The organism is Desulfosediminicola ganghwensis, from assembly GCF_005116675.2.
Classification (GTDB): domain Bacteria; phylum Desulfobacterota; class Desulfobulbia; order Desulfobulbales; family Desulfocapsaceae; genus Desulfopila; species Desulfopila ganghwensis.
This window is the reverse complement of the sequence record NZ_CP050699.1, coordinates 1441588-1456791: the sequence shown is the minus strand read 5'-3', so window position 1 is coordinate 1456791 and position 15204 is coordinate 1441588. Positions and strand designations below refer to the sequence as shown.

General features: G+C 46.4%; 6 protein-coding genes and 1 riboswitch. Of the genes, 1 reads left to right on the top strand and 5 read right to left on the bottom strand.

Features of this window, described 5'->3' with window-relative positions; translation table 11 throughout:
- Positions 1–93 precede the first annotated feature (93 nt).
- From FCL45_RS06235 to FCL45_RS06220, 4 genes are all read right to left on the bottom strand, one after another.
- Positions 94–1107 carry a histone deacetylase family protein gene (locus FCL45_RS06235; RefSeq protein ID WP_136798561.1) on the bottom strand — a complete coding sequence of 338 codons (1014 nt, stop codon included), beginning with the start codon at positions 1105–1107 and terminating at the stop codon, positions 94–96.
- Between the two features lie 767 nt (positions 1108–1874).
- The gene (locus tag FCL45_RS06230; protein ID WP_136798560.1) at positions 1875–2402 is read right to left on the bottom strand and encodes a hypothetical protein; all 528 of its coding nucleotides are present in this window, start codon (positions 2400–2402) and stop codon (positions 1875–1877) included.
- Positions 2403–2642: 240 nt separating this feature from the next.
- A riboswitch (cyclic di-GMP riboswitch) is annotated at positions 2643–2716 on the bottom strand.
- 612 nt (positions 2717–3328) lie between these two features.
- On the bottom strand, positions 3329–8518 hold the full coding sequence (locus FCL45_RS06225) for a RecQ family ATP-dependent DNA helicase (RefSeq protein WP_136798559.1): 5190 nt from the start codon (positions 8516–8518) through the stop codon (positions 3329–3331).
- 775 nt (positions 8519–9293) lie between these two features.
- Positions 9294–10748 carry an IS4 family transposase gene (locus FCL45_RS06220; RefSeq protein WP_217907577.1) on the bottom strand — a complete coding sequence of 485 codons (1455 nt, stop codon included), beginning with the start codon at positions 10746–10748 and terminating at the stop codon, positions 9294–9296.
- Between the two features lie 1345 nt (positions 10749–12093).
- Between FCL45_RS06220 and FCL45_RS06215 the strand changes: the two genes are divergently transcribed.
- On the top strand, positions 12094–12984 hold the full coding sequence (locus FCL45_RS06215; protein ID WP_136799992.1) for a hypothetical protein: 891 nt from the start codon (positions 12094–12096) through the stop codon (positions 12982–12984).
- Here the strand turns inward: FCL45_RS06215 and FCL45_RS06210 are convergent.
- Positions 12981–14003 (bottom strand): L-tyrosine/L-tryptophan isonitrile synthase family protein, encoded by a 1023-nt coding sequence (locus FCL45_RS06210; RefSeq protein ID WP_136799991.1) that lies wholly within the window; start codon positions 14001–14003, stop codon positions 12981–12983. The two genes, FCL45_RS06215 and FCL45_RS06210, sit on opposite strands and share 4 nt — an antisense overlap.
- Between the last annotated feature and the right edge of the window lie 1201 nt (positions 14004–15204).

Below are 15204 nucleotides of genomic sequence, written 5' to 3'. Positions count from 1 at the left end.
GTACCAGATGTTCATAACCCGCAAAAGATTGACCTGCTGAGTCAACACCTCAACAGCTCCATACTATCTATTCAACGTTCAACACTTAGCCACTCATGCAGCAACAAAACGCTTATGCAGTACCCATAACAAAAACTGGCTGTAGACCCGCCACACCTTATCGCCGTACCCTCCTGCCATCAAAAAAGCCGCCGGTACGTCTCGCGCGGCAAGCCACTCATATAAAAGTCTGTCGCGTTCGAACATCTGTTCCAGACTGAGCTTCAACAGTGCAGCAGAGGGCAGTTCATCGCCCTCATACGGATCCGCCCCGCAGACGACAATGGCCAGATCGGCCCGGCCTACTTCCTCCAGAGTATCTAAACCCATGCGTAGCCTGTCCAGATAAAGGCTTTCCTCGCCGCTTTCGATTGGTATGTCGATATCACTTCGGATAAAAGAGGGGTTAAGGCTACCGTCTGCGAGTTTCTCCGGCCCATCCAGCGGCCAGCCTTTTGCCATGTGTATGCTCAGGGTGCGAATTGAAGAATCATGCTCGGCAAGGGCAGCGGTACCATCGCCTTTGTGAGCATCGACATCGATTACCCAGACCTGCCGCACCAGCCCTTCGGCCTGCAACTTACGGCAGGCGATAATAATGTCATTGAGTAAGCAAAAGCCATTGCCATAGTTGTGCTGGGCGTGATGAGCACCACCAGTGAAAGAAAAACAGAACCCATGCTGCAATGCCAGACGCGCAGCCTGAACCGACCCCGCAGTTTTTTTCAGCAGTCGGTCAAAAAGATCGGTCAGCGGCCTTATCGCCGAATCCGGGTCGTAACGGTGATATTTACCCTCTTCATCAATCAACTCGAAGGTAGAGATAATCTCCTGCTCAAGCCCGGCCGAGTACAACCGTTGCACATACTCCTCAGAGTGGGCCCGCAACAGATCTTCACGCCTTAACTGTTCGGCAATTTTGGGGACATGCCAGTCGGCTTGCCTGGCCTTTAACTGGGAATCGTCCAAGAGGGCCTGAAAGGTTTTTATGACCCGACTGTCTCGTACAGGAATCTGAACTCCGAACTCTTCAATGCTGGCTGGTATGCTCTGATCGTAGAGAATCATGGTTTGATTTCCTTCTGAGTATTTGTGCAGATATCAGCTCGAACCGGATCCAGGAGTCTTTCAGGGTATTGCAAATTTTTTCGCAAATTCAGGCATCGAACGAAAATTAAGCGATGCCATGGGTCTGATATCGATATCTATCTTCGTTCGCTTATCTGCAAGCATTAATTTTCAACCGATAACAACCAGTTGAACAGGTAAGTGAGCGGAGCGGGACTCCGCAGAAAGGCCTGGTCCGACATAATCCCAGCCACTACTCTTTACTCTTTATAATACCTATCACACAAGGGGAATAGAATTTAATTCTCTTTCCCAATAATGTGGAGGATAAGTTAAGCCACCTTCAGTAGCAACTCGCTACTGGCCTCAAATTCGGCTTGAGATTTAGAGCCATTAGCCGAGCGCTTTCTACTACGCATGTAGTACATCCCAGATGTAAACAGATAGTTTTTCTCAGCTTCCTCTTTAGTACTGAACTTCTAATGATAGATGAGGCGGTTTTCCAAGAGTAAAAGAATAACTCAGCGACAACCTTGAAGCTCCCATGTCAACTGACGAGAACCGACTCTTATCAATCAGCCAAAATAATAGGGTACCTTTCAATTATAATGCACTGTTGCTAACCTCTTTGTATCTCAGCAATTCCCCCTACGTGTAACAGCCGAAGACTTTTCCATCCAGTTTGCCCTCCCGGATTACTCTACTTAAACCACAGCCCTTTAGGGCATAGACACTTGCAAGCGAGTGCCTATGCCTGTAATCCCGCATTATTCAGGTGCGATTTTGACCATGATGTGTGCGTATGGCGTATCTTTCCACATCACGTAGACCGGGTCTTTGGGGTCCGTTGACAGACCGTCGAGCATGGTACGGTCAGGAACAACAATCATCAGGTGAGGTCCCTCCTTTACCCAGTCATCGCCTTCTTTTGGTTCCCTGAGATAGGGGTCGCTGTTACTTACTCCGAGGGCAGTGCCTTCACCTGCCAGCATGTACGAAATGCCGACGCTGTTGGCCTGGAAATCCCGTTTATTCACCATCGCGTCAATGAGCTCATCCCAAACCGCGTCATTACACATTGGCCCCATGGTCTCTTGTTGCGGATAACAGGTATAGCCGTTTGTACCTTCGCGCAGAACAGTACCGTCCGATGCCTTTATGGTGGCATCCCCAGTAACGACAGGGGGAGCCGCGCTTTCTGCACTGGCAATCATTTCACTTGTGTTATCTGCAAGTGCTACGTTGCCACCAAGCAGCCCCAAAAACATGCAGACACTGATAATTGAAGTTTTCATGGTGTCCTCCAGTTGTATTCTGATACGTTGTCAATGAGCGGGAATAAAGTAGCAAGGCAAAGCTTCCGGAGCAGCCTCTTGTCCCGCCGGCAAGCATTGATAAAGCAGCTGCATTCTCATCCCCCTCTCTATCTCCACACAACTTAATGCCGAAGGCATACCGGAAATGTTGTCGTTCCACCTCAATACCCTTTCAGCAACAAGCAAACTGACAATAAAAAAAAGCCGAACCACCTTCTCAAAGGCAGTTCGGCTATCATTTAAGACCCGTGACTTTCCGTCCCTGCCTTGCGGCAGGTTTGGCTTTATCTTTTATGGCTTCACTATTTTTTTAAATCGATACACAGATTATCGTCATGGGGACACCGCTGGTCAAGGCATCCAGTGGCACAAGTACTGCAATGGTAAGCTTTGAATACATCTATTCGACTTCATAGTGAAATTTTCTAAAATCGAGAAAGTCATAGCCCCAAAAATGCAGCGAATCTGCTACTCAGCAAATAAACAGAATCAGCCCCTACACATCTACCAGTCGCCCGATTCGCCCCCAGTTAGATTATCCGATATGCCCATGCTTCCAGGCCGAGACTTGTAACATATTCAAAAGGCAGCTCACGAGAAATCGGGGCTACCCTTTTTCGTTATTTCGCTCTCAAAGAAGCCCAGCCAGACCAGAGCCTGCATCAAGCAAGAGGCTGACCCCGACAGATTTCTCCTTAATCAGGGAACTTGACAAAATGTGTTGATAACCCGACTGTCCCGCACAGGGAACTGAAATCCAAACTCTTCTCTACTTGCCGGTATACTCTGGTCATAGAGAATCATGATGAAATTCCACGTGATTGTTTATGCAGATTCTGCCTCAGCCAGCCGCAAAAGTCTCCCGATTACTGCGTTTTCACTCAAATCGTGGCATCGAGGGAAATTCAGCCCGACTCTTGTCGCTGCACCTCACAAACAACAACCTCCCAAACATCGGATAGGCAATACTTCAGATATTCTTCATCCTTCACATCACTCTTATAACGTTTGACCAATGCCACAACCGTAACGCTACGAACTTCATTCAACCATTTCGACCACTCGGCCCGTGCTTTTCGGGACAGACGGGCAACAGAAACGCCCTCGCTGTTGACAATCTCGACATGATCATTACGAATCTCCATACCAAGGCTATCACCGGGCTTCAGAGCGGGGAGAGCGTTTAATGTCGGGTGGTTACTTCTCAATCGTCCGCCAAAACCAAGGTCAAGATCTCTCATGCCAAGGAGATGGTAGCTTGTGCCGGGCAATTTAATACCATCTGTTGCCGGAATTGTCCGTTTTATGACTGAATCACCCTGTACCTGGCCGGCAAAAGACGTTCCTCCTCCCGGCAGGGAAAAGAGTTGCAGGGTCTGCCGGGCCCTGGACATCCCTACATAATAGAGCCTGCGCTCCTCATCCTCATTATTCCCCTGCTTGAACTGCCAGCCATTGCCGAGCATGAAGACGTGATCGAATTCCATCCCCTTGACAGAGTGAACTGTAGAAAGAAAAACACCGCTACCGAGGTTACGGGAGCGCCCCTGCTCTGAAAGCGCTTCATACAGATAATCTTCTATGACCGAAACCGGCTGCCCCGTATTCGCGGTCTCTTCCTGCCAGTCGGTCAGCAAACTGCGGAGATTGCTCAACCAGAGATTGTTATTCTCCGATTCTGAACAATCGGGCAGCATCACAAACAGGTCTGTAGCCCTGAGAGACTCTGTTCGTCGCAACCTCAGCTGTTCGAGAAACACTGCATTTTCGCGGATTCTCGATAAACCGGGAAAACCATTGTTGCCGCTTCTTCCCCAATTAAAGTTTACCGCTATGCCTTCTGCCTCAAAAGTACTGCGGATAAGAGCAAGATCTTTCCAGTTTCTACCGAGCACTGCGCAATTGTTCAAATCGAAATGCCCTTCAAGGCTTTGCAAACGCCTGATCTCTTCCACAGCCGCCCGCGCCTGCGTTTCCGCATTTGCCACCTCGAAAATCTGCACCTTGCCCCGGGCAATGTGGTCATTGATCTGGTAGTTGCCACCCACAGGTAACATACGGCGTGCCGAATTGACCTTTATCGGATGCTCTCCCTTCATCCGGTCACTGCTATGGGTGATCAGGCTATTCGCTGCACTAATAATGTTTGCCGTAGAACGATAGTTCTCGATCAGGTACTTTTTCTCAGCGGTGAAATCTTCCTCAAATCTGCGAATGAAGCCAACGTTCGTTCCCCGAAAGCCGTAAATATTCTGGTCGTCATCACCAACAGCCAGAATTGTCATCTTCTGCTCATTTTCCAGAAGAGTTCTCCCGGCCAGCAACGATACAAGCTCATATTGCCCGGCATCAATATCCTGATATTCATCCACCAATATGTGGCTGAACCTGCCGATGAGCGCATCCCTTGCAGAAATACTCTCAAAACCCAGGGCCTCAGTTTCCCCTTTGAGCAGCGCTATCGCCTCCGGGATTATTTTACCGAAATCAATTTCACCGCTTCCCGTTCTGCCGGCTGTCGCAAGAGAACGTCCACTCAAACGCAAGGCGAGCCCGTGGTAGGTCAGGGTGGTCACATGGGCCATTTCATTACCCACAAGATCACGTAGCTTCTTCCTGAGCCCCACGGCGGCCGAGTGATTAAAACAGAGCACCAGTATGGCTTGCGGCTTTACACGCTCTACCCGCAACAGATATGCAACCCGATGGGTGACCACCCTGGTCTTGCCCGCTCCGGGACCGGCCAGCACCAGCATATTCTTCTCGGCGGGAGCCGAAACGATTGCCGCCTGTGCCTTGTTCTTCAGGTCATCAACAATGCGCTGGTACGACTGCTGGCTGGTTGCCCTGTCCAGCATTTTTTCCCGGCCGGGAAAATAGCGCAACACAAACTCTTCCTTGTCATCATTGAAATAGGAAGAGACCAACCGCATGGCGGAGCTCACTTTCTCCATAGCCTTACGAGCGTATTCATTCATCACATGGATCTGAAAATTTCGCTCGGTGTAGTGGGTTTTCAAAGGAGAAAAATCCTGATTGGTATACCGTCTCCCCTTTCCCTCCGATTGCAGCTGCAGAGTCATAGCCTGGTTGAAAATGGCCAGACCATGCTGAAGGTCAATCACGCCCTGTTCGTGCATAAAGGTCAGGGTTCGCTCAGCTGCCGCCAACGGATCTTTGAGTAATGGAAAGAGCAACAGATCCCTCTTAAAAGCCTCCACTATCTGCTCCAGTGTAAACTCCACCAGCAGACTGCCATTTGGCTTTTCCCCGTCTTTTATCCCCTCCATTATACTCCTGAGCGCCACCTGCGACGCCTGCTGGCGTATTTCCACGGTCTTTTTCAACGAATCCCAGTCGCGGTGGAGATAGATACTGAAGCAATTACTTGCCTGGGATTTGGTGGTGATGCTGCCCGCCTGTCCCGCCAGGCCCTTACCGTCGCGGCTGAGGCCGTACAGAATAAGTTTCAATACATGGGGGGTTGTATCTTCATTGCCGCAATCTATAAGCTGCTGGTTTATCTGGCGCAGATCAAGTTGCAGAAATGTTTCCGTCTCCACTTCCGGTGCGTTTTCCTCCATAAGCCGGATAAATTGTCGCTCCAGCTCACATAACCGCTGCAAATGCAGTGGCGCACCATTTTTCACCTTATACCTGAGATAGGCAGAGAGGGTCGTCTCTTTAGAAAGCACTCCCTGCTCGGCCATGTCGTGCAGAGTTCTTAATACCCGCTGGGTCTCGGTTTCATAAACGTTATCGTTTTCCGCCGTGGCAAACGAAGACATACCCGCCAGTTCATCGGCGGAAAAACCACGATTACTCCCGGATTCCATCAAAGCACTCAACACATCGAGCCAGCGTTGCTCCTGCCGTTTTGAGAGATTGAGCCCCGCGATCTTGCCTGCTGCCTCTTCGAGATCTTTCACCAGGGGCTTCCCCTGGAACACCCGGGTTTCATTTTCATCTCGCTTTATAAACCCAGCCCGCTCCAACCAGGCTATTGCCGTGCGAACCCGGGAATCGGCATCGTTCAGTTTATCCGGGTCGATATCCACATCATCCCGGCGAAGCAATTCTCCTGCTGTGAGTATTACCTGCTGCTCCCCCCTGGAAGCCGCCCGTATCCCTCTCAGCATCTGGGCTATTTCGCGCCTGGTGAGTCGTGACATGGAGCCGAGCCTGAATTGCCCCTCGATGTCCTGCTCATCAAAAACGAGAATGCACTCAGCGGCCTTTCTGTCACGCCCTGCCCGCCCTGCCTCCTGCAGATAATTCTCAAGCGAGCCGGGGATATCGGCATGGATGACGAGCCTCACATCGTCCTTATCGATCCCCATGCCAAAGGCGTTGGTTGCGCAAATCACAGGCAGTTCACCCGTGATAAACTGCTCCTGGATACGCTTTTTGAGCGACACATCCAGCCCCGCATGAAAAGCCTCAACGGTATACCCAACCTTTTGCAGATCGGCGGCCAGTGTCTCTGTGTTTTTTCGGGTTGCACAGTAGATGACCACACTCCCCTCGTCGTCGTAGCGCGAGCGCAGCAAGTCGATAATAACCTGACCCTTACCATAGCTGTCGACGCTATAGACTTCGTAGTTCAGGTTGGTCCGTTCGTGCCCCCCTTCATATTGCAAAACCTGCAGCCCAAGCTCACTCTGAACCGTGTCTATGATCTCCTGCCGAACATCTTTTTTGGCGGTGGCAGTAAAGCACTGCACCGGTGGAACCTGGGAGTTGGTCTTGCCGGCCAACTCACGTATAAAACGGACAGCATAGAAATAATCGGGCCTGAAATCATGCCCCCACTTAGACATACAGTGCGCCTCGTCAAACACCCAGGCACCTATCTCGCGCTGCTTTATGGTCTGAACAAAGGAGCGGTTACGTAATTGCTCTGGAGAAACGTAGAGAATGCCGATATCACCGAGCCGGATAGAATCCAGCACTTCGCTGCGCTCCGGCATGGTAAGCATACCATAGAGTGCTGCGGCCAGTTTGGTGCCGGTACTTTCAGAAAAATTGTCCACCTGATCTTTCATCAACGCCTGCAGTGGCGATATCACGATGGTGAGTAAATTGCGCCGCGTATAACGCATAAGCGCGGGCAGCAGATAACAGAGCGACTTTCCCCCACCGGTGGGAAGTGTAGCGAACAGGGTCGCGCTCCTGGCGGCGGCAGAAACAATTTCACCCTGCAGGCTTTTACCGTCTTTCGTTGCAGGCGTGGGCCGAAACTCTTTAAAGCCGAAATAGGTTTGTAAGAAATGGCCAGGGTTGTGATGCATCCGGCAATAGCTGCAGGCCGGGTCCTCACAGCAACTCTCGCGCAGAGAATGAAGGATGGCGGAAATTTCAGGAAACCGATGGCGAACCCAGGGCGGCAGCACAGAGTTTCCACCGGCCACCGAAAGCCAGGCCACAACATAGGCAAGTTGCGGGGCATAAAAATCGGCATCGTGCAATTGTTCCAGCAACCGCTCTACTGCGGTAGAGCACGCATATTTTTTTGCAAACCAGGCAAAGGCGTCTGGCAGATCAGAGTCATCCAATCGGGGAATCGACATCGCCGCCAAAGCCCTGGCCGTGCCGACGAGGTTAGAATCACGCTCAAGGAAGTTCCTGTAAAAAACAGTTCGCTCTGCACCCGACTTGATCTGCTCGCAGAGAACCTGCCACTGTTCACTGAAAATTCGTGCGGCCAAACGGGCATCCGCCACAGGATCATTCACGCTGTCGCGCACAATCTGGTAATCTTTAACCAGCCTGTGATACGGGTTTTCCGGGTAGGCAAGCGGGGAGATATAGAGGGTATCGACCAGCTGTTTTTTCAGGAGGGCTAACTGCGGATACAGGGCAGCCAGCTGGGGGATGTCATGGGCGATAATGTTATGACCGAGGACAAAGTCGGCGCTTTTACTGAGCCCGTCTAACCCAGCCAGAATATTACTATCAATCTTCTGGCCAGCTTCAACCTGAATGGTCTCATCCCGAAAAACTGCACCAAGAGCATAGATCTTCCCCTTCTCGTTTATTTCGATGTCAAGAAGCAGACAACGATTCAGGAAATTTTGCAGCTCTGGCTCGGTCATTGATTAATAGGAAACATATAAGGCACATGTGAACGACAACTATTTGAAAACAAAGCACAATGTACATCATTGGCGGTTTTATTCAAAACATATTAGATCGTTACAAGCCGCTTACCAATAATCCGGTTTTCTTTAGCGATCAATTTGACATGCCAAATACCATATGTCAAATCGGCTCCCTTTTTTCGACAAATGGCTTTTTCTGGTTCACCCTGCAACTCCCCAAGGCTAACCCGATTTTTTTCGTCTGTTCAGGCAGTGTCAGGCTCGAAGGCTTTGGCTGTAAATCATGGTAAAGTCTATTTTCAACGAAAATACTGGAGAAGATGGTAGCGCATGGCCTGACCTCTGCTGAGCATTTTGTCGAAGTGAATGGAAATTTTAGTTAGCTTCAATAATTTGAAAAGCTAACCATTATCTCAATTTCAACAAAATGCTTATGAAAAATTTGTGCTAAAGGTCAAGGTCGAGTTGAACGATCTGCCAGATAGCTTCGGGAAAACACAGACAGTTCCCCTGTAAAGTCGCCAACGATTACAAGGAAAAAGGCACATTACACTTCGCCTGAAGATCAGTTTTTTGTCGTCGACCAGTTCCCTTACAAAGAGGGCATAGCGCTGGTAATTCGTATAAAAAGCACTGACGGCAGTTCTGTCACTGATCCGATAGTCGGCGTGCAAGAAAACGGGCTCTGGAAACAGACCAGTGCATTTAACAGTGATGAAGAATTATCAGATTATACCAGTATCCGTGGTCTGACCCGAATGGCGCTAGTTTAAGCCTTTTTTTCATATCTGCTCCGATGCTGTATTTCGACCATTTCACTTCTAGGTTTGTTGAGTAACTGATAAGGTTTTGGTCTTCGCTTAAGACACCGCGGATCGCTTCGTCCAGGCCTGTCGAAAACTTTGCAACGAGCCACGACAAAGGATAAATCTGAGAGCATGTTTTGTCTTTCATTTGTGCTCAACCTAGAGGACCCCAACCGTGGTTCCCAACTTCTAATAGCCTGTAGACTTCCTTTGAAACTGATAGACCGGATATCAATGTCTACCAGCTGTGTCGCTTGTAACATTATGCGCCGGATGCAGTTGTACGCTATGAAGTACATTAAAATTTCTTTCTTTATCATTTCAGGCGATTGGCACCGGAGGATATCAAATCCCATCGTTGTCTTGATATCACGAAAGAAAAGTTCGACATCCCAACGCTTAAGGTATAACGCTGCAATTTCGTCTTTCAGGTACTGATCTTGATCGATTAGCGTGGTAACAATATGAAATTCTTTTGTTCTAAACCCTGATTGAGTCACCTTTACTTTGATTTGTCTCATAACGAGTTTGTCGGGAAGGTCCTCCCAGGTTTTCCGCGAATACGACACCATTTCCCTGTATACTGGTTTTTTCCATTCAATCAGTAGATCATCAGGAGCGAATTCTTTAATGCAGTTTTTCCTACCGACTGGTTTTCTACGAGCAAGTGTTATCACACTATCAACACAGCGTTTTTTCAGCTCGGCTAAATCGAAGTAACTACAAAAACCTTTATCACCAAGAAAGATATCACCAGCCTCAAAGGTGGACCACTGCTTACGGAACAATGGAAGTTCGTTACTCTTTTTATTACCGATGGCATAGCTGAGCATTGTTCCGGTTTGCAATGAAAAGTATGCGCATATTCGTGCTGAGGGGAAGCCGCATCCTGGTTTCTGGTTCGATGACTGTGGCCAAAGCTCTTGATTTTCTGCTGTATCCGCCATTGTAACACCTGTCCCATCAACAACAATTACCTGGCGATCATTTAATGAATGAGATGCACGTCGTGCTCCGGACCATTTAGCAGTATGTTGAAACACCTCAACAAGCAGATTTTCATCTAATTTCTTACGTGCACAGCAATATGAAGCGGTAGATGATGATGGAAGCCGAAGGCCGTGGTTAGATGCATATGATTGCAACTTTTTTACAGCTTCTCTACATCCACCGTCTGCATCAAGGACTTGGCCTAAGAAGGACCAAAAAGTGTTTTCCTTGGTAAACAAACGTCGTCTGCTCATCTTTCCCGAAGGATCCTGTTTGAGCAATTTCGTGGGAATGAATTGCCCAAAAATCTCTCCTATCTGTTTAAAAGAGTTCTGTCTGAGGGAAGTGATTTTTCGAGCAAATTTTTGTTGTTGGCTATGAGGTTTTCTACCTCGTTTGGGAAGGTGAAAACCGGGCAACATTGGCATGATTTGGTGTTGGTTTCGCATAGCAAATTATACCAATTTTTGCCAATATATTCAGTTGCTTTTCACCTATAAAACACGCTTAAACTAGCGCCATTCTGGTCTGACCCGAATTGATCACGATCATATCACGGCGACAATGGATCTGTATTATCGCCTGAGCACTCATCTGATCCAAGTCCCTCCTTTGCGTGATAGAAGAGAGGATATTCCTCTCCTGGTAAAGCATTTGATTGCCTAAGCGGCAAAAATGATGACCAAAAACGAGCCCCATATCAGTAGCCGGGCATTAGAAGCTCTCTGCCAGCATCATTTCCTGCGCAACCTAAGAGAGTTGAAAGCCTATACACCAATGCTCAGCTGAGATATATCGAATACGGAAACCCGGGACACACCACGATTTCCAAGCCGAGACAACAAAACAAGGGTGAAACCTCAATATCTTGAGATTGCACCCTCTCAACTTGTGGCTACCAGAGATCGGAGCCGAAATCTGAACCACACAGCAAAAATCATACGATGTCGATTATATAGACAATCCTGCAGCTTTGGCATTATCGGCATACCCGCTTTACACCTTTACTATATATCAGTGCTTTTATCGTGGTCTGCCCTCGATTCTAGTTGCGATTTCTTTGCAGGCGACAGAATTACTGGTATCGCGGGAGATTCAATTTTGCCGTCGAGGTATTGGACCGCGGTGTTTAGATGTCGTTACGGTAGCGTTTTAGCCCCCATTCTTTCAACAGCGGGCTTTTGAATAGTTTGGAACTCACCCTCCTCCTGTTATACGGGCTCGAACTTCTTGAGCAGCTGCATCCCCATGCCGCCATGGAAAAATTCCTCGTTTTTGTGCTGCTGCGCTTCCCTGTGTGACTCTGGCCTGTTATTTCGATAGCCAAAACGGTGGGGACAGCCATATCGAATCGATGATGGCCTTGTCAAGCCAGGCAAAGGGATGAACTGCTCGTTGCGGCACTGCGCAATTGTGAAGAAGGTGAATTTGAACTGCAAATACAAGGGCCGGGAATGAATGATGCGCCCGCCTACCTATCAAACAAGAGACGCTGACAAATTCTGACAGCTCTAGCAACCAAAGGGCAAATCTGATTTATGGTTCTCACACGAACGCTGAGAGTGAAGAGAAGGATCTTGTTTTTACACCATCCGTGAGATAGGCTTATATTTGTTGAGTAAAGCCCAGTACCGGCCAACACTATTTGTTAATCGATACTCGAAAAAAGGCGATCACTTAACCACATTTTTCATTAATTAATCATAACTCAGAAGGTCAGATCAGAACCAAGGATTCATCTTTACCTATATTCAAACGAACGAAGGACAAGTAATGAGCAAAAAGCGTATCGTAATTTTGTTTCACGAGAAACAAGAGAGACCGGCCAAATTTGTTATTCATCATTTAGCAAAATACTGGAGGGATGATGGCCATGAGGTTGAGTATCTTATTGGTTGTAATGAGTTCGTGCCTGCGGATATCATTATAGTTCATGTTGATTTGTCGATAGTACCAGATATGTATCTTGAATTTGCTCGAAAATATCCTATAGCCCTCAACGGGAAATTAAATAATATCTGTAAATCTCATGTTAGCAGCAACTTGCTCGGCCCGAATGACACATGGAAAGGGAAAGTGATCATCAAGTCAAATTATAATTTTTACGGATCACCAGAACAGAAGTTAAAACAAACTGATGCCAGAGAAAAACTCCCTGGAGTAAGTCAGTTACGGAAAGTTGTCAGACGTTTTGAAAAACTATGGTTTCCGGTAGATCAAGCAAAAAATTATACAGTATACGATTCTCTCAAACAAATACCTAAAAGATGGTTTTCATACAATGACGTTGTGATAGAAAAGTTTCTACCTGAGTATGATAATAACTTATACCATCTACACATCGTTCAAGTTTTAGGTCAGAGATTTAAGTGTACCAAGATGTCATCTGATAAGGCGATCATAAAGGCCCACAACAGTATCAACACCATGGAAGTTGAACCCCACCCAATAATTCATAAGTGGCGCGAGTTCTACAACCTTGATTATGGGAAAATTGACTATGTGATGCACGATGAGAACCCGGTACTCTTGGATATCAACAAGACGATAGGTGCCACATCGGGTTACCGAGAAAGTGATCAACTCAATGAAACAAGAAAATTTTTAGCCATGGGATTGTATGACTATTTCAATGATAAGAAAAACATCCAGTTCAACCTCTAAAGAGGGGCAGCATACAAAACAGTTATCACTGTTTGCGAAGGAATACCGTCAAGGACCAATTCAGACAATCTGTAGTTATTATAATTTCTTGATGTAACAAGAAGAGGAACAATGCGTCTTTTATGATTCATGGTTAGAGCCATCCTACCAACCTGAATTCGCTGATCCCCCCCCGGGAAAGAACGAAATGCCAATGTCTCACTTGTTGCTCTTTGTGTGAGACGAACTCCATCTACCAATTTCGAAAGTAAAAGTTCGGTCACGGTCCCGGCCCTCTTGTAACGGGCCACTCTTTTTGTAGCTTCGTTGATACAACATTCTCTGCCTAAAAACCGGGTAACATTATCAACCTCAAGTTGAGACAATTGTTTGCTAACCAAACGATTTTTTTGTTTTTGATACAGAGAAAGATACTCTCCTAATGAAAAAAGCTCGGATTCCACTAATACTGAAATCGAATCATTTGCTTTCACCTCATCAATCAAAGCACGTAACTGCATAACATAATTATTCGTCAACTGCAGAGGGATATCATTTGTAATGTATGCACATAAGTTGTCAATTATAATAAAAAATTTCGCTCCAGCCTTATATACGTGCTTAATCTTCTCACAAAACATTAACATTTGTCTAATTGCAAAGATTTCGGACAATCCTACCTCGAAACTTAATTCATGGTTTTGGGGATCAATGCTTGCATGGTACCCTGGTCCAAAATCATAATAAAACTTAATAGGCTCTTCTTGATCAGTATACTGTGTAATTAATGGAATTGTTTTATCTTTGTATAAATCTGAATGTCTCCGGGTCATATAACTGAACTTCCTGCTCGTCAACAATGAAAATATTTCTTCACCCATAAAACCATTTACACAACAAGCAGAATCAATACATTCTATTCCCTTCACAGATTTTTTCATATCACTAACATACCCCTCAACCTGTAGAAAAACTGAACCATAAACATCAGAACCTTTTTCTTTATCCAACACAGTGCTTATTTGACTAGCGCTATTCACAGTTTCCTAGACCTCTCTGCTTAGTTATTATCAATCACGTCAATACAATGCATGAAAGTCAGCAATAGACCAAATAAGTACAATTATGCTTAACCCAAGGACTCATCTACGCATTCACTACCCATAAGGTTGCAGTTGAGACATTAATACAAAATCATCTGATTTTTTTTCTTGCAACAGCTTTTTAATTTTACCCCTCAGCCTACAGAAGATTCATCCAGTATATATGTTTATTTTGAGCAATAAGTATAATTATACTTATCCCAGATTAAACTTAATCAGACCGCCAGACTCACCGTCCACTATTTTAGCTACCTCATCGCTTTCACGAAAATTAAATTTTTAAATTTTCTTTTTTTATATTTTTAATAATTCAGGGGAGAGGTGTGTTATTTCTCATCAGAACTTGGCCAATCCTGTTTGAAATGAGCTTTGAATAGATTTTTCTCAACATGGTCAAACACCTATTTTCTGCAGTCAATACCGTTTGCAATTTAGATTTCTTCAAAAAGTATGACGGCTTCCAACAAATACTGCAAGTGATTGTTGGGCTTCTCGGGAATTTTGTAGGCAATATTTTGTGATATAAGCACAAAATATTCTATGACCAGCGATGAGGATCATGAAGCAAGGCTCTTGCTGTTTAGCAAGGTCGCCATGGTAAAGTGTTGGTTCCATGGAAAGGCGCGGTGCCCGTCACACCAGGAAATCAGCGTGCTGCTGGTCTGGCGTCTAACTCATGCAGCCCATACAGTATACCCTACAACAGATGAGCGACTTGAGAAAGTATCGGGGTCAGACCACTGTTGATTCTTTCTGAGGAGGCTCTACATAGAGGTCTATTTTAATCGTCAGAGGAAGCACTCTACGAATGGCTACAAAGCACCAACTCTCTTTGAGCAGGAGTGGTGGGATAGGGAAAAAACGGCTTGACCATGGTTCCACGTTATTGTGGAAAGATCACGTTTCAGGAACTCCGTGTACCATATTCTATTTTTCCTTTTATTATTAGCACAAACACTATCAAAACTGGCATGTGAGCTGGGCAGGTGCGGGAAAGACATTGAATAACTTCAACCAATTTGCTAGGCTTAACTCGATCTTATAACTGTACTTTTAGTTTAATGTTGCTGCTTTAGACTTTTTACTCACTGTTTTTCATTGACATTAATAATACCTTGAGCAAAACATCCTTAACCAG

Bases quoted from the DNA above. Each gene is read 5' to 3' on its own strand.
- FCL45_RS06230 (WP_136798560.1), bottom strand. From the start codon at position 2,402: ATGAAAACTTCAATTATCAGTGTCTGCATGTTTTTGGGGCTGCTTGGT.
- FCL45_RS06225 (WP_136798559.1), bottom strand. From the start codon at position 8,518: ATGACCGAGCCAGAGCTGCAAAATTTCCTGAATCGTTGTCTGCTTCTT.
- FCL45_RS06220 (WP_217907577.1), bottom strand. From the start codon at position 10,748: ATGCCAATGTTGCCCGGTTTTCACCTTCCCAAACGAGGTAGAAAACCT.
- FCL45_RS06215 (WP_136799992.1), top strand. From the start codon at position 12,094: ATGAGCAAAAAGCGTATCGTAATTTTGTTTCACGAGAAACAAGAGAGA.
- FCL45_RS06235 (WP_136798561.1), bottom strand. From the start codon at position 1,107: ATGATTCTCTACGATCAGAGCATACCAGCCAGCATTGAAGAGTTCGGA.